This is a genomic window from Xenorhabdus budapestensis, from assembly GCF_017743015.1.
GTDB classification, from domain to species: Bacteria; Pseudomonadota; Gammaproteobacteria; order Enterobacterales; family Enterobacteriaceae; genus Xenorhabdus; species Xenorhabdus budapestensis.
Genome location: NZ_CP072455.1, coordinates 2789362 through 2809835 on the forward strand (window position 1 = coordinate 2789362; position 20474 = coordinate 2809835).

Here is a 20474-nt window from a genome sequence, read left to right on the forward strand (position 1 = left end):
TTTATCTTTCAAGGTGCAGCAACTTGAAATATATCAGATATAACAACGACTAAATCCGAATCGATTGCCCGGTACTGATTTTAGCCAGCATAGTTTTACTCAGCTTTTGTAGATCCATCACTTCATCGACGGCCCCCAACTGGATCGCAGCCCGCGGCATACCAAAGACCACACAACTCGATTCACTTTGTGCTAATGTGTACGCTCCTGCTTGTTTCATTTCCAACAAACCCGCCGCACCATCACTGCCCATACCCGTTAAGATAACGCCCACCGCGTTGCGCCCTGCGTATTTAGCAACAGAACGAAACAGGACATCGACAGAAGGACGATGACGATTAACCGGTGGAGTACTGCTAGTCATAATTTGGTAGTTAGCTCCGCTACGACACAGTTCCATATGGCGATCTCCCGGTGCGATATAGGCATGTCCCGGTAAGACACGCTCACCATCTTCCGCTTCTTTGACAGTAACCTGGCTCAATTTATTTAGCCGTTCTGCAAATGAGCGGGTAAAGCCGGATGGCATGTGCTGTGTAATAAGCAAAGCCGGGCTGGTAACAGGTAACGGTTGTAACAGGTTCTTGATTGCCTCAGTTCCCCCGGTTGAAGCACCAACCGCGATCAATTTCTCACTGGACAAAAGTGGCTTAAAATTCAGCGGAGCTACAATTTCTTGTGTTGGTCTTACTGTGCTGATTTTTGCCTGTGCCGCCGCACGGATTTTTTCCGCAATCAGCTCACTATAGGCCAACATGCCTTCACGAATACCTAATTGCGGCTTGGTTACAAAGTCCACAGCCCCCAATTCCAGTGCTTTTAATGTAATTTCCGAACCTTTTGCCGTCAGAGATGAAACCATCACAACAGGCATAGGTCGCAAACGCATTAATTTATCAAGAAAATCAATACCATCCATCCGTGGCATCTCGACATCCAATGTCAATACCTGCGGGTTATATTTTTTGATTAAATCGCGGGCAACATATGGATCAGGCGCACAGTCCACCACTTCCATGTCAGGGTGGCTATTGATTATTTCCCGCATGATTTGACGCATCAGCGCCGAATCATCCACACAAAGAACTGTTATTTTATTCATGACCCCTCCTTGCCCGGCCTACACCGTAAACGGTCTGTCCTTGCAAGTAGAACTCTCGGCTAATTTGAGTGACGTTTTCGGAATGCCCTGCAAAGAGCAGACCATCGGGTTTTAAGAAATTGACAAAGCGACGCAGAATTCTTTCCTGCGTTTTTTTATCAAAATAAATCATGACATTACGACAAAAAATTGCATCAAATTTACCTTCCAGTGCCCACTCAGAATCAAGTAAATTCAGATGCTGAAAGCTAACCAGCTCAGTAAGCACTGGACGAACTCTGGCGTACCCTTCAAAATAACCAACGCCTTTGAAAAAATATTTTTTCTTTTGGCTTTCACTCAGGTGCTGTAATTCATCCAATCGATAAACACCTTGGCGAGCTTTTTCCAACACCTGGGTATCAATATCACTGCCAATGATTTTTATCCGGTTTGAGTGGTGTCCCAATACATCACACGATCTGCCACACAAAGCCTCTCTACCACACAAAGTGTCATACAGTGTCATTGCAATGGAATACGGCTCTTCTCCCGTTGACGCAGCCGCACTCCAGACACGGTAAGTTCCTCCGTTTTTTCTGCTGGCATGTGCCGCCAGAATAGGAAAATGATGGGCTTCCCTAAAAAATGCGGTGAGATTGGTCGTTAATGCATTGATAAATAATTCCCACTCCTTGCTATAACTATCCTGTTCCAGAATCGACAGATATTGACCAAAATCATTGAGCCCCAGAACACGCAAACGCCTGATCAGGCGGTTGTAAACCATCTCACGTTTATTTTTTGCCAATACAATGCCAGCTCGTTGGTAAATAAACTGGCAGATGCGCTGAAATTGCGCATCCGACAACGTATGCCGCTGAAACATAAAGTTCAGCGGTACAATAGCTTCAACGTCTGAAGCTGCTAAATTGGATTTCATCTGACCTCAGTGTACTTGACTTACAACATACTCATCGGTCATTTTTGATGCTGGATATACCTGATGGTCATGCTCATGCTCCAAATCTGTCGGTAATTCAAATTGTGCAACCGTTTTCACCAATATATCTGCCTTATCTTCAAGCGCGGATGCAGCAGCCGCAGATTGTTCCACCAATGCCGCATTTTGCTGTGTGACTTGATCCATCTGACTAACGGCTTGGGCTATCTGATGAATGCCACGGCTTTGTTCGTCGGAAGCTGCCGCAATTTCAGACATAAGATCAGTGACTTGATTCACTGACTTGACTAATTCATCCATTGTTCTTCCGGCATTATTCACCAGCTCAGAGCCTTGATTAACACGATGGACGGATTCATCGATCAATATTTTGATTTCTTTTGCGGCGTCAGCACTGCGTTGCGCCAGATCACGAACTTCTCCGGCCACTACAGAAAATCCTCGGCCCTGCTCACCAGCACGGGCGGCTTCAACCGCTGCATTCAAGGCCAGAATGTTGGTCTGAAAGGCGATACCATCAATCACGCTGATAATCGCGCTGATTTTCTTCGAACTATTGGCAATTTCATCCATTGTCGCAACAACACTGCTGGTCTGTTCGCCGCCTTTCGTCGCCGTTTGAGAAGCCGCTACCGCAAGTGCGCTGGCCTGACGTGCATGTTCTGCGTTCTGCTTAACAGTAACTGTTAACTGCTCCATACTGGCCGCAGTTTCTTCCAGTGATGCCGCTTGTTCCTCAGTACGTGAGGATAAATCTGTATTACCTTGCGTGATTTCCTGGATACCGGCATACATTTGGTTGGTATTATCCCGCACCGACGAAATGGATTTGATCAGTGAATTCTGCATATCACGCAGTTTTCTGAATATGTTACCAATTTCGTCATTGGTGGTGACGACCACTTCTTTATTTAGCCGCCCTTCAGCCACATCCTGAAAACAAGCTCTCATGTTTGCAAAAGGTCTGAGGAGGTTACGTTTCAGCCACCAATGAGCTGACAGGGAAACAACAAACACCATCAGGATAGAGCCAAAGAACATGGCAATGGAGACTTTATAATAAAATGCGCCATCAGAAACCGCTTTACTGATATGGGCACCGAGATAATGCATATAGTTATTGTATGCAACCTCTAATTTACTCTGGTAACTCTCTGTTGGTTGATCGAGGAATTCTTGAAAGTGACCTTCGTAAAGGAAGATTTTTAATTCCTTCAATGCATTAATGTATTCTTGGTATGCATGCTCAACAGCCGACAATAATTCCGCTCCATTATCACTCTGCTCCATCAGAGGTAATCCACTAAAACGTGCGAAGCTCCTTTCAGCTTCATTCAGTGAACTTTTGAGCAATGCTTCCATTTCATCTATTTGCTCTCTCGGTTGCCCGACTTTATGAGCAATCGCGATCTTATTCAAGGTGTTACGCGTTTGCAGCAACGCCGCCCAACTCAATCCAAGGGTATCTCTCCGTTGAGTTCCCAAATCAATTCTTTCTATATATGACTGGTCTGTATAAATTATCCCCAAAGATAAGCCACTGGAAATAATCTGCATAACACAAAACATCATCAGTAATAGATACAAACTGGTTGATATGCGAAACCTGCCTAACATGTAATCACCTCGTTTAACGGCTGCATAATGCAGCCGTAGTTATCGCTATTATTTTTTTAGAATGTTTCCCAATTAGATGGGTCTTCCACATCGCTGCTTTTTTTCAGCACGGGAGGATTCGTTTTATTAGCTGGAGGAGTCGGCGATTTTATCGTCGGTAAAACTTCATGTTTTCTTTTCTCAGGCTGCTTCCTTCCTGCCTGCTCCGGTAACTGAAATAATGATACTGCTTTGGTCAAGATCATGGCCTGCTCTTCCAACGCCGCTGCTGCGGCCGCAGACTGTTCAACCAATGATGCATTCTGTTGTGTGACTCTATCCATTTCAGAGATAGCGACACCAACTTGTGTAATTCCCCGACTTTGTTCATCAGAAGCTGATGCTATTTCTCCCATGATGTCAGTCACACGGGTAACAGAATCGACAATTTGGTTCATTGTTTCACCAGCACTTTCCACCAGCACAGAGCCTGTGTCAGTACGGTTGACGGAATCTTCAATCAGTGATTTGATCTCTTTCGCTGCTTCTGCACTGCGCTGTGCCAGATTGCGGACTTCACCGGCAACCACAGCAAAACCACGACCGTGTTCACCTGCACGAGCCGCTTCTACCGCAGCATTAAGAGCCAGAATATTAGTCTGGAAAGCGATGGCATCAATAACACCAGTGATGTCTGAAATTTTGCGTGAACTATCAGCAATTTCGTGCATAGTTTGCACTACATTTGCTACCACTTTACCCCCCTGACGAGCGATATCAGAGGCGTTATCAGCCAGATTACTGGCTTGGCGAGCGTTGTCAGCATTTTGTTTTACCGTTGCCGTCAACTGTTCCATGCTGGCCGCAGTTTCTTCTAATGAAGCCACTTGCTGCTCAGTACGGGCAGAGAGATCATTGTTACCCGCAGCGATTTCGCTGGTGCCGGTATAGATGGTTTCAGTGCTGTGATGCACGCTGCTGACGGTATGAATCAGCTCGTCTTGCATATTTTTCAGTCCAACCGCCAACATTCCCATTTCATTGGTGCCTGAGACATCAACAGTTTTAGTCAAATCACCTTTCGAAAAAGCCTTAATGGTATCCAACAATTTGTTCAGCGGATCGATCAATGATTTACGCAAACCAACCCAACTTGCTGCCATGACGGCAATCAGCAATACAAATATAAAAATCAGACTAATGATAATATTGTGGTAGGCGGCATCAGCTTCATCTGACAATTGCTGATACAGTTTTTCATTTTGATCCAGGTAAAAAGCGTATTCAGCACCAAATGCGTTCTGATACGTAGTGGTTGGCTGAACAAAAAATTCTTTAAACTGTTTTTTTACCAGCAACACATCTAGTTCTTTCAGTGCATTGAGATAGTCATGGTGGGTTTGTCTTAAGCTCTGCATACGCTCTGGCTCGCGTATAACTGTGCTTGGCAATTGCTCAAATTGCTGGAAACGACGCTCTGCACGCGCTAAGTTGACCTTAGCTTCTGCTAAAACATCCTCAATTTTGTACTCGCTCTCCCCATCATGCTCTTTCATGATATAGATGATGCCAATACGGTTCAGGTTATTACGGGCTTGTAGCAGGTTGCTCCAGCTCTCGTCCAATAATTTTTGCCGCTGCCGCATTTCATCTAATGTATCAAAGGACTTGGTATCATTCTTTAACGCATTAAAAAACAGTCCTCCAGAGATAAATTGCAGAGCACCAAATAATATGATGACTGAGATGAGTCCCGTCACTATTTTCATTCGGTTAAACATGACTTCCCTTGTGTAATAAATTGCTATGCCTGTGTTATCGGCATCCTTAAAGGGAACTTTACGCGTAATACAAAAAATTGAGTCTTTACTGTGTTTTTTTGACCTACAACAAATCAGGCTGCCTTTTCACGCTACAATTTTGCGCATTCCCTTAGCAAAAAGAGCGAGAATGATGGCAGCCCTGAAATATCAATCTCTGGCGACAGAATCCACCAATGCCATTTCCTCACTATTGAGCAATTTTTCAATATCTACCAGGATCAGCATACGCTCTTCAATAGAGCCAAGCCCGGTCAGATATTCAGTTGACAAAGTGACGGCAAATTCTGGCGCAGGACAAATTTGCTCTTCTTTCAGAGACAACACATCAGATACACCATCAACCACGATCCCGACTATGCGATTAAGCAAATTCAAAATGATGACCACGGTGTTATCGTTGTAAGTGACATCTTCTTGTGAAAATTTGATCCGCAGGTCGATAATAGGAACAATCACTCCACGCAGATTAGTTATGCCTTTTATAAAAGCTGGGGTGTTGGCAATCCGGGTAACCTGATCATAACCACGTATTTCCTGCACTTTCAGAATTTCAATTCCATACTCTTCATCACCCAAAGTGAAAACCAGATATTCCTTTCCGGCTGTTTCCCCCGATAATTTACTAAATTCGTCTATGGCTGGCATGATGTTACCTTTTACTGTGACTTGAAATTGGGCCTAACTTAATTGGTTGTTTTTTTATCCGCAAGTTCAGCCTTACGCACGGCCAACTGCTCATGATTAAGTTTCTGCAAAGCAGGAATATCAATAATTAAGGCAACACTGCCATCCCCCATAATGGTGGCAGCCGAAATGCCCGGTACTTTGCGGTAGTTGCTTTCAATATTTTTAACAACAACCTGATGCTGCCCCACCAGTTTATCTACCAACAGTGCATAACGACGCCCTGCACTTTGAACGATCACAGCAATACCTTTCGTTGGTGCCGTTTCTGCATTTGGAATGTCAAATATCCGGTACAGTTCAAGCAGCGACAGATATTCGCCACGTACCTGCAACAATTTTTCATCTCCCGCCAATGGATAAATATCTGCTTCTTGTGGCTGTAAGGAACTGACAACAGCACTCAACGGTAAAATGAAGACTTCATCGTTAACTTTGACAGACATACCATCCAATATCGCCAATGTCAGCGGCAGCAAAATACGAATGACGGTCCCCTTTCCTTCTTGGAAGTTGATCTGGATCTGTCCTCCCATATCCTGAATGTTACGTTTAACCACATCCATACCTACTCCACGGCCAGAAACATCCGTGACCACTTCTGCGGTAGAAAATCCGGGAGCAAAAATTAACATGGCAACTTCTTCATTACTCATGTTTTCACTGACCGCCAGCCCCTGAGACTGGGCTTTTGCTAAGATCTTCTCTCGATTCAGCCCTGCACCGTCATCAATAACTTCAATACAGATATTGCCGCCCTGATGTTCCGCAGCAAGAGTCAAGTTACCTGTTTCCGGTTTACCTGCTGCAAGACGTTTTTCCGGGGTTTCGATACCATGGTCAAGACTATTGCGAACTAAGTGCGTAAGCGGATCGATAATTCGCTCAATCAAACTTTTATCTAATTCTGTTGAGCTGCCGATTAATGTCAGTTCTACTTTTTTATTCAATTTTCCCGCCAAATCCCGGACTAAACGTGGATAACGGCTGAAAACATATTCCATCGGCATCATACGGATCGACATGACAGACTCTTGTAAATCACGAGAGTTGCGCTGCAATTGAGCCATACAACTCAACAGTTCACTGTGTTTTGTCGGCTCTAAAGCATCACAGTGCTGCGCCAGCATAGATTGGGTGATCACCAGCTCACCTACCAGATTGATGAGTTGATCCACTTTCTCCACAGCCACACGAATGCTGGAAGATTCCACACGTTGACGCGGTGATCCTGCCACCGGACGCGGTGCCGGACGGCCAACTTCATGTAGATCTGCTTTTTTCTTCGCGCTATTTGTACTATTTGCATTATTCGCATTAACAGACTGTGGTATATCTACCGTGCCAGATTCCACATTATTTATGACGGTATTTGTCGTTGTAGTATCAGATGATGTAGTACTTTCTTCAGTTTTTGATTCTGTCGGTTGGAAGTCCGATACAGGCAAAAAAGTTATCTGCTCAGGTTCAACCACAAAACACAATACCGCAGTAATATCATCTTCTGTTGCAGATGTGATTAATGAAGCCTCAAGGCTATCGGTGGCTTGTTCAACATCATAAACCTCTCCAAGATGTCCTAGTTCATCTTTCATCAAAGCAACTTCACGCTCTTTCAACCCAGACAGATGAACACGGATCCTGCCCTGATCGATTGCTACAGCCGGAGAGATTTTTTCTTCTGATTGCTCAGGTTGCTCTGTTGTTACTGCTTGTGCTTCCTTCTCTTCCTGACTTTCTGCTGCATGTTGGATAGTCTCTTCCATTACAGGCGCCGCTTCAGATATTGCAGTAAAAACTTCTACATTTTGCTGTTTTTGCTGTTCTTCCTGCTGCCGATCTTCCTGTAGCTCTAATGCAAGCTGACGCAATGTCTCGCAGATATAATTGAATGTATCTTCATCTGGCTCCTGAGAACTTTTATAGGCATCCAATTGTTGCTGCATAATATCTTTCGCTTCTAAAAACAGGTTGATAATGTCAGTTGTCAGGCGTATTTCGTCACGTCTGGCACTATCCAGCAGATTCTCCAAAACATGCGTGGTTTGTTGTAGCTTGGTAAAACCAAATGTCGCAGCGCCCCCCTTGATAGAGTGGGCGCTGCGAAAGATGGCATTTAGCTGTTCATGATCAGGTTCATCGGCATTGAGCAGCAATAAATGCTGCTCCATATCCGCCAATAGTTCATCTGCTTCATCAAAAAAAGTCTGATAAAACGCGGTAATATCCATCGTTACTTACTCTGTCACCTTATTAGTATCACTTGCCGATTCCACTTTTGGCTGTTCGGGCATTGTGATTTCATTGGATTGTCCGGTGGGTTGCTGAGAAGGCGTTCCCTCATTCGAATCCATTCTGATGACTTCTTGCATATCCATACTACTGCTAGCAGTCATGGCATTACCGCCACTGTTTTCCTGTTCAATCCGTTTTTCTGCTTCCTTATTCAAAACAATAATGCTGATACGGCGATTAACAGGAGCATCAGGAGCAATACCTTTTTGCATACTGACGGTGGATGCCATGCCAACAACCCGCAGAACTTTGGGTTCATCCAAACCACCAATGAGCAACTCTCGTCTTGATGCGTTTGCACGATCTGAAGAGAGTTCCCAGTTGCTATAACCACGCTGTCCATTGATATATTGCAAATTATCAGTGTGTCCAGACAGGCTGATCTTATTTGGAATGCTATTCAGGATCGGCGCAATTGCCCGCAAAATATCGCTCATATAATTTTCAACTTTCGCACTACCAACCATGAACATCGGGCGATTTTCCCTGTCGATGATCTGGATGCGTAAACCTTCATCCATCATGTCAATTAATAAATGCGGACGCAGTTCTTTGAGATGAGGATCCGTGATAATCAGTTGATCAAGTTGTTGGCGCAACCGATTCAAACGACGGGTTTCTTCACTGGTTTCAACTTGCTTGTTCTGACGGAAAACTTCTCCATCCTGCTGGAAAACGTCATCCCCTCCCCCAGGGATAGGATTTGTATTATCACTACTCTGTTTCCCCTTATTTATTGCAACCTGCAAAGGGGTACGGAAATATTCTGCAATGCTGGTCAATTCCTGCGGGCTGGCGATAGATACCAGCCACATAACCAAAAAGAAAGCCATCATTGCAGTCATAAAGTCAGCATATGCAATTTTCCATGAACCGCCATTATGACTATGACCATGTTTTTTGCGCTTTTTTATTCTGATAACAGAAACATTATTCGCTCTCATAATTAGTCTTCAGCTTCTTGTTGTACAGGGACCTTAACCCTACGAACATGCTCTTCAAGTTCTGTAAATGAAGGACGATCTGTGAGAAATAATGTTTTACGACCAAATTCAACCGCAATTTGTGGAGCATAACCATTCATGCTGGAAAGCAGGGTAACCTTAATACATTGCATCATTTTTACCTGCTCACTACTGCGCTGACGCAACAAAGTCGCCAAAGGCGAAACAAAACCGTAAGCCAGTAAGATCCCCAGAAATGTTCCTACCATTGCGTGAGCAATCAATACCCCAAGTTCTCCTGCTGGCCGATCTGCCGAACCTAACGCATGAACTACCCCCATCACGGCCGCGACAATCCCAAATGCCGGCAATGAATCTCCCACCATTGTCAAACTGGTTGCAGGGACTTCGCTTTCCTGCTCATAAGTCTCGATTTCTTCATCCATCAGAGCTTCGATTTCATGTGGATTCATATTACCGCTGATGATCAAGCGCATATAATCCGTGATGAAGTTCATCAAATAAGGATCTTTTAGTAAGCGGGGATACTGTGTGAAGATATCACTCTGTTGCGGATTCTCAATATCCCGCTCCAGAGCCAAAAGCCCATGCTGGCGGGATTTAGATAGCAGACGAAACTGTAAAGCCATCAGATCCATGTACATCGCTTTATTGTATTTTGATCTACGCAATACTTTTGGTAAAACGCGCAATGTAGCCTTTATCGCTTTGCCATTGTTGCCCACGATAAAAGCACCAATGCCCGCACCTGCAATAATCAAAAATTCCGCTGGCTGATAAAGTGCGCCCATGTGACCACCGACAAGCAGATAGCCACCAATTACCGCACCAAAAACCATCATATATCCTAAAAGTACTAACACGCGATATCCTTTAGCTAAGTTGGTGAGCAGATGGGATTTGAACAGGGCGAATTAGCCAATGAGGAAGAGGATGGCTGTAGATTACAGGCCAGAGTAACCAAAACCTGTAATCTAGTTTTCACTTTCCCATTTAAATTCACATAGCTTGCTGAGCAAATCCATCCAGCAGTTGTGAATTAGTATCGGCAGGTTGAGCGGAAAGTTTACGTTTTTTTACCGCTCTTGAAGGCGGCTGGCAAAGACTACAAACAAAACTATTTACCGGTTGGTGAGCATGTGTGATAAAAGTTCCACCACAACAGCGACACTCGGTTGGCTGCAACATCCCACTATCGACAAAACGAATAAGAGTCCAAGCTCTGGTTAGGGCCAAAACTGGTCCATCTTTACTCGCCGGGGGACATTGCTCAAGATATAACCTATAAGCCTTTACTACAGCTTCAACACCAGCACAATGTCCACTTTTTAGCAGGAAACGGTAAGCGTTGTAGAACATTGAAGAATGAATATTCTGTTCCCAAGTCATAAACCAATCCGTCGAAAAGGGGAGCATCCCTTTAGGCGGAGGGCTTCCCCGCAACTCTTTATACAACTTAATCAACCTTCCCCGGCTTAATTGCGTTTCACTTTCAAGCATCTGCAACCGTGCGCCTAAGGTGATGAGCTCCATTGCCAATTGAATATCTTTAGCTTCCTGGACAATACTTTTCTCAACCATCTTTATGCTCTTTTTTTGATTGAAGCGTCATCCTGAGTGGATAACTGTTGAAAAAGATGGGTAGACAACAAGATACCTGTATGAATTTGTTGCAAATCATCCACCCGTGATTCCTTCGTCAACTGCTGTACAGTTTCGTGATCTTCAAACCGAAAATGGCAAATCAGTTGGTTTGTTTCAGCTAATTTTACTAACTGAGGCAATGCCAGCTTGGCCAACGTATCAGCCATAGATTCACTAATACCTAAACGGAACATCGCAGACGCTTTCTCATGGTTAATTAGCCGTTGTGCTAAAAGCAAATACGATAAATTTATGTCATAAATATGTTTGAGCAATTCAACCGTACTCATTTCTATATATCCCGTCCGATTATATGAAAAAATCAATTAAGTGATCAAAGAATCACTCACGACAAAATTACCAGTAGCATGAGATTCAATAATCTCCGACATAACTGAAATATACATCTTTAGCCAGAGCAGTAACTGTCCTTTGTATTACTCTTGGGATCGCCCAATTTCTAAAATATTTCGGTAATGAATTGTAAAAATATTATTGCATCATCTGGATAATGAACTTGCCACAATTGATTAAGAATATTCTTAATACTAATTAACTTTACTCCTGAATCATCAATTTATACAACGGAGAATATATGTCATTTTAAATACTATGTGACATATATCACAAAACCACCTTTTTTATTATGATTCTAGCTCATTAACTATTCAAGCAAAAGAAAACACAAAATAGCCTATAATTAATAAGTTAAATTATTTAAATAAAAATATTAGAGACCATTTTTTGTTTTATACGATCTATTAAACTTATAAATTTAAAATAACGAGAAAAAATCCTTTCTTTAGCTAAATTATAAAAATATTATTAAAAATTGTTTCCTGATAATGTGGGTAGGCACTCATCTTCCACTATTAGTCGATTTGGATCATAGTTATGCCAAATTTATTAATAATGTGTGAATACTAGTCATTAAAAAGATACCAGTCTGATCATTTTTAGTTTACGATTGTGCTATTTTCACACAGTTACTGAGGTAACATCGACATCACTTAGAATACAAGTATCACACAGATCACAAAAATAAGATAAAATACAGTATGATGTTGAAATAAAAAAATATCTGCATCTTTATCCCAGAGCAATCGCAATCAATAAGTCTCCGATACTCCAACAAATCCTATCACTGGACAAAGCCAGCACCACTTTACCCAGTCATTAAAATTAATAATTTTTACTTATCAAATATAGTGCACAGAATGATAGCTTTTGACATTCTCTTAACGAAAACCTCATTGGCGGTTATTTACAGCCACTGAGCACTCCATAAGCCAAAAACATAAGAAAAAATTATAATACACATCTTCCATGACTTTAAAAATGTTAAGGATAATCGATGATTATGATACTCATCTGACCAGTTTATTAGCTGACATACAAAGTACAAAATAACCTATTGACCTAAAATTAATTTCCTTAAATACGATAAATTCAGAAACAAAATAATTCCCAAATGTAAATTAACCAATAAATTATTACAACGCAGAACTAAATTTAAAAAGTAATTTACAGTTTAAATAGACTGCGAACAAAATAATAGATGAAATAAAAACAAATAGTGTCTTATTCTTCTTAATTTGAAATACAAATAATAACGAGTCATGTAACAAAATGATTAAAATAAAAAAATAGCATACAAATATAATTCTATTATCCCGTTAAGCTTATCATTATTATGATAGTAGGTTCGTAGTTAAAGAATAACATCAATACCTATCAAAAATATCTGCCAAAAATCATTAATGGCCAGAGTTATTGATGTGAAAATTGCGATGGCTATTTTCTTAATCAAGATAGAATAAGATATTAATTAATGAGAATTATTCACAACCATTCACCAAAACTATGAATATAAAATCGTTTTATCACATGAATGACAATGCAGTAGCTTATAAACTCCCCAATTAACCAAGGAAAATATTTCCAAGGTAACGATTTTAATCCTTATGAAAGTAGCAAATGATGATCATGATATGTAACTACCTAATATCATTGTTATTAATGTCATCAATAATACAGGTAAAGCGACGGTACTTTATACAACCAGGTTTTTTGCATAACATATGTACACCTAGTTTTGTGATAACACCTCTTCCACCACTCACCAGACTGTAATACGGCTTAATGTTATATACTATTAGTTCGAATAAATACCATATAAAATATGTTGTAATATAGAAAACGATTACACAAAATCGCAAACAAGGTTATAGAAAATAGAAAGGACCAGAGCATAAAATATCCGATATTTTTCACATCCCATTTGTAATGGTTTTCTCAAGAAACTTTTATCCATTTTATTCCACTGCAAAGACTATTGTGAAATATCGTACATTAGGTTTTGTACAAGCTAATGAATGGTTAACATAGCTAAAAATAGAATAAATGCATTGACAACCAATACAGAAAATACATCCCAAAATTCGATCTGACTGTCATATTTAAATACTGCATGATATTTCCAAACGTTTTCCTTATCTTTTTACACCCTCTTCTAATGCCATCTGATTTTTATCAAGCAAAATGATATCTGCAAATTCTTTTGCGATCCCAATCGCAATATCCACACAAATACGCCAACATCCTGCAATGTCGGTGCATCATTTATTCCATCATCAGGAATATTTATTGCATACGTATTATTTTGTAGTGCCTTTAAAATGTATGATTTTTACCGAAGGATTAAGTTACAAAAACAGGTCTTAATTCCACTTCTTTTGAAAGGTTTTCATCATTCATACATTTAATATCAAGGTAACTAAGAATACTCTCAGTATCTAAATCCATATCACGACAAATTTTAACTATAATGACAGAATTATCTTCGGCAAACACCTTAACCGAAATACTCACTCCTTTTCGTTAGTAACAGAAAGTAGATGTTTCACTTCATCAATATTTAATTCACATATTACTAAGATTAACACCCTGAAACCTTGCTCGTTATAGCAACTAACCAATTACATGATATTGTTGCGCCTTTCTTCAGTAAGAGGAATAAGTTACTCATTTTTCTATGTATGACAGCAAACAGATCACATCCCTTCTGCTGTACCTTTGCGAATCACTTGGTAGCTTTGCTGTGGGTTATACACAAAAATTGACGATCTCCAACTGACACAACTAAAAAGTAATTCATCAATTTTTCTGTAGCCGTGAAGAAAACTAATCTCTACTTTCTTTTACTTCCATATCTAAAAATTGCCTGATCTTTCAGTTTATTATCCACTTTGATGAAAATTATTTATCCCGTTCCAATGAAGTGTTGAACTATGGTAAATTCTTTTCTGAAATGATTAATTAGTTTTGTGACGGCCCACTTAATCATACACACTATATTCAATTTCCCATCATAGTGGTTATCTCTTCTTTGCTAATAGAGAAGAATTTATAAAGTTTTTGGTGTTGCATAACTGAGAATAATGTTCATTATCATTAATGAAAGTATTAATAATCAATACCATTCCATATTATTAATATAATGACGCTATTTCATAGGCAACACCTTATTCATGCTAAGAGATGAAGGAGGATCTCCCACATAATCTCCTTATAAAATAATTGAATTACTTATATAAAATTATTCTAAGTAGGTAACTCAGCAGCAATTTCCCAATTAACTGAGCTAACACTTTTTTCTAAACTCACTCGACAAACAATCGATTCGATTTCTTTTTGCTTAGCAGGTGTTGCCAATATTTCTACACAGACCTCAAGTCTATTTGGCTGATGGGTATCAGCACTACTTAATGATTGTAGCCGAATGTTTAATCCATTAATTGCTTGCCGGATCAGCGTCCTGATTAAGATTTCATCACTAATATCACAGATAATTTGGATTTTATAACGCTGCTTTAAATCTAAGGATTGTTGTTGAGGCTGGGCATTAATTCTCTGAGCCGCTTCTCTCAACAAAATATTTGCGGATAGAATTATTGCAGTTGCAATACTCGCTGACCAATATTGTCCTAACCCACACAAAACCCCAATACCTGCCGAACACCATAAAATTGCCGCTGTATTTAAACCACGAATATTCATTCCTTCTCTCATGATCACACCAGCACCAAGAAAACCAATACCAGATACAATCTGCGCAGCAATACGTCCGGGGCTATCAGGCGAAGTTGATATTGAGCAAAGAATAAAAACCGTAGCACCAGTAGCAACTAAGGCATTAGTTCTCAATCCTGCCATACGTTGACGCCACTGACGTTCTGCACCAATTAGTGCTCCGAAACACGTAGCAGATAGTAAATGAATAGCAATAGATGTCAAAAGCATGACACTCTCCCCATAATATTAAAATGGATAAATTATCCCTTTTATCTACCAGGTTACTTATTCATTGGCTTAGCTCATTTACAGCCTCTACGATGCAACCCAAAATCTATAGGTATAGGATCCGGCTTGGTTCAGGATTTTTATGGCTGAGTGCTTATTGGCTTCGAGGTTTCAGATAATCTCAAGCCTGCAATTAAAATGATCTTACGCTTTGCAAATACGATTTTTAATCGCTACTCATTTTTCTGTATTGGACTAAAGCTTAATGGATAGCCTAAAGAAATAATTTCTTTATTTTGTACAATAGGAATAAGGCAGAATATAGAAATTCGATTTGGTTATTGATATGTTCCCGGAGGGAATAAGGAATGAGTATAAAGTTGCATTATAGATATCCCGACACATCTGTTGATACTATCTTTAAGGATTTAAAATAGCAGCTCTACGGTATTATTGCGTAATTTTTCGGGATAGTACAACTTGTGAAATTTAAGTAATACCGCCCGCCATCTCAGGTAAGCAGTAAATTGAACGTAAATGAACAGATTACCGGATTATTTTTTATTAAACCTAAAACTTTGACTGTTCAATTATCAGTACTCCAATAGAATTTGGCCGGGTGTATAAACAGGTAAAATTGACAAGTAAAGGCTTTAATTAATAAATGAGCTTTAAAAAATGCTCTTTTTATCGTCTGTTTAATAAAAAATTACTGTAATTTATAATATATTGTGGTTATTTTTTTATTAAAAATCATTCTATAAGCAAAAAGCCCGCCAAGGCATTTTAGCATGGCGAGCTTAATAAGACATAAAAGCTAAATTAGATAGCAGTTACGTTTGCTGCTGCCGGGCCTTTGGCACCATCTTCAATGGTGAATTCTACGTTCTGGCCTTCAGCCAGAGTTTTGAAACCGTTACCTTGAATGGCAGAGAAGTGAACGAATACGTCTTTGCTACCATCGGTTGGAGTAATGAAACCAAAACCTTTGGACTCGTTGAACCACTTCACTTGACCTGTCATTTTCATGTGACTTTCCTATATATCAAAAAAAACTCGCCACCTTGGGCATGTGTTGGCCAGTATCAGCTATTACTTATGGAGGCACTAAGAAGGAAACGGTCTACAAAGGCTACTTAGGATAGCACTTTTACACATAACGCATTAACTCAAGATGTCGTACATAAAGTAGGTCTGTTTATCAGGCCAGACGCATTAACGCATGACTGCACAGGAATAGCAACCTTTTTATGTATTATCGATCTAAAAAAAATCCATACGCTCAATATTAGAACAAAATAACCGAATAAATAGATGCATTTATGATTTTATTTGATTTATTCAACTTTTATCTTAAGAAAAAATACTCGTGTTCTTTCCAGACAATAACAGTTTTGCAAATAAAAAAAAGTAATTGCTATACAGATGGATGCTCTGAGCATGATAACCTTGAAAATATTAACACTTTTAATTCGAAAACAGATTTCTACAATAATCGGGCTAGTATTATGAATATCATCAAACAGATATTGATACAGGACCTTGAGCGGATCAATCTCGCGGAGCATCGAGATGGTAAGGTGCATTTTAATAGCATCTTTATTCACCAGCATCCATACCTGTTTTTGGCGATGATCGTTGCTTATGCTTTCCTCGCTGTACTGATGTGGTATGCCCCCTATTTTGGTGTTTGGTCACTTATTCTATTTACCATACTTTTTTTCACCATGGCTGCCGTTTTACTGTTCGATATCAAACCGGTTTATCATTTTGAAGACATTGATGTATTAGATTTACGCGTATGCTACAACGGTGAATGGTTCGTTGATGAAAAAGTATCTCAGGATGCTATCAACACAATACTTGCTCATCCGAATGTACCCAGCGAAATAAAGAATGAAATCAAACGAATCATCAGACGAAAAGATGGAATTTGTTTTTATGATGTATTTATGATTGCGTGTTCAGAACAATCGCCTTATTTACAACCTCCCAAGGTTGAACAAAAATATGTAATTTCAGCAAAGTAGCATATTCATAGCACAATGCGCTCATATGATGAACAAACAATAGAAAAATAGAATTTTGGCGTTGACACTCCCTGAGTTCATCGTTAATATTCGCCACGTTCTCAGGAACATAGTAATTCCTCCATAGTTCAGTCGGTAGAACGGCGGACTGTTAATCCGTATGTCACTGGTTCGAGTCCAGTTGGAGGAGCCAAATTCTAAAAAGCCCGGCTTTAGCTCTGCTAGTCGGGTTTTTTGCTGTCTATCCCCTATGGGCTGTCTCTAACGAATAATTTCTTATCTTGCTCATATACGCTTTCTTTCTCCACATTGCCACTCTGAACACTACTTAACCATTTTAATTTATTTTCTATTTTTTCGCTTTACAACTCTTCTGTATTCCCCTATTATTCGCTTCGTTCTCAGGAACACAGCAATTCCTCCATAGTTCAGTCGGTAGAACGGCGGACTGTTAATCCGTATGTCACTGGTTCGAGTCCAGTTGGAGGAGCCAAATTCTAAAAAGCCCGGTTTTAGCTCTGCTAGTCGAGCTTTTTACCATCTATCACTTATGCTAATAACCACGTCTCCCTTCCCCAGACACATTTTCCCCCAAGTATCTAATCATCACTTATATCCCTATTGTATCGGATGAGGGTTGACGATATTTTTCGCTAAAATCTTTCCTGTCAGTTTTTCCGATAATTTTCTCTGCGATCCCATGTCAGAGAATACAATGAAATCTTAATCTCATGTACAAGATATAAAAAGTTACAGTATTGGTGATATTCTGTCACAAAAAATGATATAACATCATCACATTGAACAACCATCAACCACTTAAACTTATTTTTTTATTTTTCTGCTTTACAACCTTTCTACATTCACCTATTATTCGCCTCGTTCTCAGGAACACAGCAATTCCTCCATAGTTCAGTCGGTAGAACGGCGGACTGTTAATCCGTATGTCACTGGTTCGAGTCCAGTTGGAGGAGCCAAATTCTAAAAGCCCGATTTTAGCTTTGCTAATCGGGCTTTTTACCTTCCAATTATCATGTTTTCCACTTATCCCTGTTTGTTAGTTTTATTTCTGTAAAATTTCTAATATTTTTTCAAAAATAACCCGAAAAAGCTGAAAAAAGCTGAAAAAAGCGCTTAAAGTACATATTTACAACAAACAAACCAGTATTATGATTTTCCTCTTTGACAAATAGAAAAAGAGCCATTAATATTCGCCCCGTCTTGAAGGAGTTCCTCCATAGTTCAGTCGGTAGAACGGCGGACTGTTAATCCGTATGTCACTGGTTCAAGTCCAGTTGGAGGAGCCAACTTCAATTCACCCTCGTTTATTACTTCTATTTTTTCCTTTTTTGATACGATTAATTTCCTCTGAATACCCTAGCTTGTATAAAATTAAAAACTTAATTCTGCGAAAATGTGGAATTTTATCACTTATTAATAGCTATTTAACTATTTTCTCTTTATCATCTTCCATCGGCTTAAGGAATGCTGAATCAGCATCCGTCATTTTTCATCTATATTCTGGAGCCGGTTCCATGACTACTGAATCTTATACTATTAAAATCCGCCGCCCTGACGACTGGCATGTTCATTTTCGCGATGGTGATATATTGAAGACCATTGTCCCTCATACCAGCCGCTTTTTTGGCCGAGCTATTGTCATGCCCAACCTTGTTCCTCCTGTAATAGATGTTGCTAGCGCCAGAGCTTATAAAGAGCGAATCATGGCAGCCATTCCGTCAGAGCATCCATTCGAACCACTGATGACATGCTATCTCACAGATTCAACAGATAACTCACAAATTGAAATCGGTTATAAAGAGGGCGTTTTCACAGCCTGTAAACTCTACCCCGCAAATGCAACAACTAATTCCAGCCATGGTATTTCTGACATACAAAAGATCTATCCTTTATTGGAAACGATGGAAAAATTGGGTATGCCTCTATTAATTCATGGTGAAGCTACCGCAGCTCATATTGATATTTTTGATCGGGAGGCCCGCTTCATTGAACAAGTGATGGAACCCTTACGTAAACAGTTCCCTGATCTGAAAGTTGTTTTCGAGCATATTACGACTAAAGAAGCTGCCGAATACGTTCTTGAAGGCAACGATAAATTAGGAGCGACACTAACACCACAACACTTGATGTTTAACCGTAATCATATGTTGGTCGGTGGTATCCGTCCTCATCTCTATTGCCTGCCTGTATTAAAACGTAATATTCATCAAGAAGCGTTACGTTCAGCCGTCGCCAGTGGTTGTGACCGTTTCTTTTTGGGAACAGACTCCGCCCCTCATTTGTTGCATCGTAAAGAATCTTCCTGTGGTTGTGCTGGTGTCTTCAACGCGCCTACTGCTTTGGCTGCCTATGCCACTGTTTTTGAAGAAATGGGTGCAATGAATCACTTTGAAGCATTCTGCTCTCTGAATGGCCCGAAATTTTATGATTTGCCTGTTAATAAAGGATTTATTGAGCTTATACGCAAAACTACACCAGTTACCGAATATATCGAACATGCTGGTGAAAAACTGATCCCATTCCTGGCTGGAGAAAATGCAAGGTGGGAAGTAACAGTAATTCATTCATAAGCAAGTTTAAGTTATAGAAGTTTTAGTTTCTTATTATCAGATAAAATGACCAATATCTGGTTTCTACAACTGGTTGTAGTATTAGATTGATAAAAAGGTTTATACTGCAACTGCTCATCCTGGATGAGTCCACTGCTCTTAGTCAATTATATCAATAAAGATGCTGTAGTCTGATTAGGGGGTTATATGGGACAAAAAAATGAAATAATCCAAACCCATCCAGTTGTAGGTTGGGACATCAGTATTGTAGATACCTATGACGCTATGATGATTCGTCTTCATTACTTATCCTCCCAAGATCAAACCATAGATAATGTTAGCATTGACAAAACATTGTGGTTGACAACAGGGGTTGCAAAACAACTGATCCTAATCTTGCAGGCTGGAATCGAGAAGATTGAGTCATCGGAATACACTCAACTTGACTATACGAAACATTAACAACAAACTTGAAAATTCAAACACATCTGGACACTCAATACACTGAGTGTCCAACATG

General features: G+C 40.0%; 16 protein-coding genes and 4 tRNA genes. 7 read left to right on the forward strand and 13 right to left on the reverse strand.

The genetic code is table 11. The annotated features are described in order from the left end of the window. Positions 1-49: 49 nt before the first annotated feature. From HGO23_RS12025 to cspE, 13 genes are all read right to left on the reverse strand, one after another. A complete protein-coding gene (locus tag HGO23_RS12025; protein ID WP_209026753.1) occupies positions 50-1102 on the reverse strand; it encodes a protein-glutamate methylesterase/protein-glutamine glutaminase in 1053 nt (350 codons plus the stop codon). After that, entirely contained in the window at positions 1095-2024 is a 930-nt protein-coding gene (cheR, locus tag HGO23_RS12030) for a protein-glutamate O-methyltransferase CheR (RefSeq protein WP_099134856.1), read from the reverse strand. The genes HGO23_RS12025 and cheR overlap by 8 nt, the downstream gene beginning before the upstream one ends. Before the next feature lie 6 nt (positions 2025-2030). Further along, positions 2031-3662 (reverse strand): methyl-accepting chemotaxis protein, encoded by a 1632-nt coding sequence (locus HGO23_RS12035; RefSeq protein WP_209026754.1) that lies wholly within the window; start codon positions 3660-3662, stop codon positions 2031-2033. A gap of 56 nt (positions 3663-3718) precedes the next feature. After that, on the reverse strand, positions 3719-5422 hold the full coding sequence (locus tag HGO23_RS12040; protein WP_209026755.1) for a methyl-accepting chemotaxis protein: 1704 nt from the start codon (positions 5420-5422) through the stop codon (positions 3719-3721). 189 nt (positions 5423-5611) lie between these two features. Further along, the gene (gene cheW / locus HGO23_RS12045; protein WP_047681078.1) at positions 5612-6109 is read right to left on the reverse strand and encodes a chemotaxis protein CheW; all 498 of its coding nucleotides are present in this window, start codon (positions 6107-6109) and stop codon (positions 5612-5614) included. A 38-nt stretch (positions 6110-6147) separates the two neighbouring features. Next, positions 6148-8379, reverse strand: coding sequence for a chemotaxis protein CheA (cheA, locus tag HGO23_RS12050; protein WP_209026756.1), 2232 nt, complete (start codon positions 8377-8379; stop codon positions 6148-6150). Between the two features lie 6 nt (positions 8380-8385). Then, positions 8386-9387, reverse strand: coding sequence for a flagellar motor protein MotB (gene motB / locus HGO23_RS12055; protein ID WP_209026757.1), 1002 nt, complete (start codon positions 9385-9387; stop codon positions 8386-8388). 2 nt (positions 9388-9389) lie between these two features. Continuing rightward, on the reverse strand, positions 9390-10271 hold the full coding sequence (gene motA, locus HGO23_RS12060) for a flagellar motor stator protein MotA (RefSeq protein WP_099134861.1): 882 nt from the start codon (positions 10269-10271) through the stop codon (positions 9390-9392). Between the two features lie 136 nt (positions 10272-10407). After that, positions 10408-10989: a flagellar transcriptional regulator FlhC gene (gene flhC / locus HGO23_RS12065; RefSeq protein WP_099134862.1), complete on the reverse strand. Its 582-nt coding sequence runs from the start codon at positions 10987-10989 to the stop codon at positions 10408-10410. Positions 10990-10991: 2 nt separating this feature from the next. Continuing rightward, the gene (flhD, locus tag HGO23_RS12070; RefSeq protein ID WP_099134863.1) at positions 10992-11342 is read right to left on the reverse strand and encodes a flagellar transcriptional regulator FlhD; all 351 of its coding nucleotides are present in this window, start codon (positions 11340-11342) and stop codon (positions 10992-10994) included. A 2410-nt stretch (positions 11343-13752) separates the two neighbouring features. Next, entirely contained in the window at positions 13753-13923 is a 171-nt protein-coding gene (locus HGO23_RS12075) for a hypothetical protein (protein WP_209026758.1), read from the reverse strand. A 732-nt stretch (positions 13924-14655) separates the two neighbouring features. After that, the gene (locus HGO23_RS12080) at positions 14656-15354 is read right to left on the reverse strand and encodes an MgtC family protein (RefSeq protein ID WP_209026759.1); all 699 of its coding nucleotides are present in this window, start codon (positions 15352-15354) and stop codon (positions 14656-14658) included. Between the two features lie 822 nt (positions 15355-16176). After that, positions 16177-16383, reverse strand: coding sequence for a transcription antiterminator/RNA stability regulator CspE (cspE, locus tag HGO23_RS12085; RefSeq protein WP_038265922.1), 207 nt, complete (start codon positions 16381-16383; stop codon positions 16177-16179). Between the two features lie 479 nt (positions 16384-16862). Between cspE and HGO23_RS12090 the strand changes: the two genes are divergently transcribed. From HGO23_RS12090 to bssS, 7 genes are all read left to right on the forward strand, one after another. Further along, positions 16863-17384: a YlaC family protein gene (locus tag HGO23_RS12090; protein ID WP_099134911.1), complete on the forward strand. Its 522-nt coding sequence runs from the start codon at positions 16863-16865 to the stop codon at positions 17382-17384. A gap of 117 nt (positions 17385-17501) precedes the next feature. Continuing rightward, positions 17502-17577, forward strand: a tRNA-Asn gene (locus HGO23_RS12095). A 224-nt stretch (positions 17578-17801) separates the two neighbouring features. Continuing rightward, positions 17802-17877, forward strand: a tRNA-Asn gene (locus HGO23_RS12100). A gap of 408 nt (positions 17878-18285) precedes the next feature. Then, a tRNA-Asn gene (locus HGO23_RS12105) sits at positions 18286-18361 on the forward strand. Between the two features lie 254 nt (positions 18362-18615). Then, positions 18616-18691 (forward strand) — tRNA-Asn (locus HGO23_RS12110). A gap of 228 nt (positions 18692-18919) precedes the next feature. Beyond that, the gene (pyrC, locus tag HGO23_RS12115) at positions 18920-19975 is read left to right on the forward strand and encodes a dihydroorotase (protein ID WP_209026760.1); all 1056 of its coding nucleotides are present in this window, start codon (positions 18920-18922) and stop codon (positions 19973-19975) included. 186 nt (positions 19976-20161) lie between these two features. Next, positions 20162-20416: a biofilm formation regulator BssS gene (bssS, locus tag HGO23_RS12120; RefSeq protein WP_209026761.1), complete on the forward strand. Its 255-nt coding sequence runs from the start codon at positions 20162-20164 to the stop codon at positions 20414-20416. Positions 20417-20474: the final 58 nt, after the last annotated feature.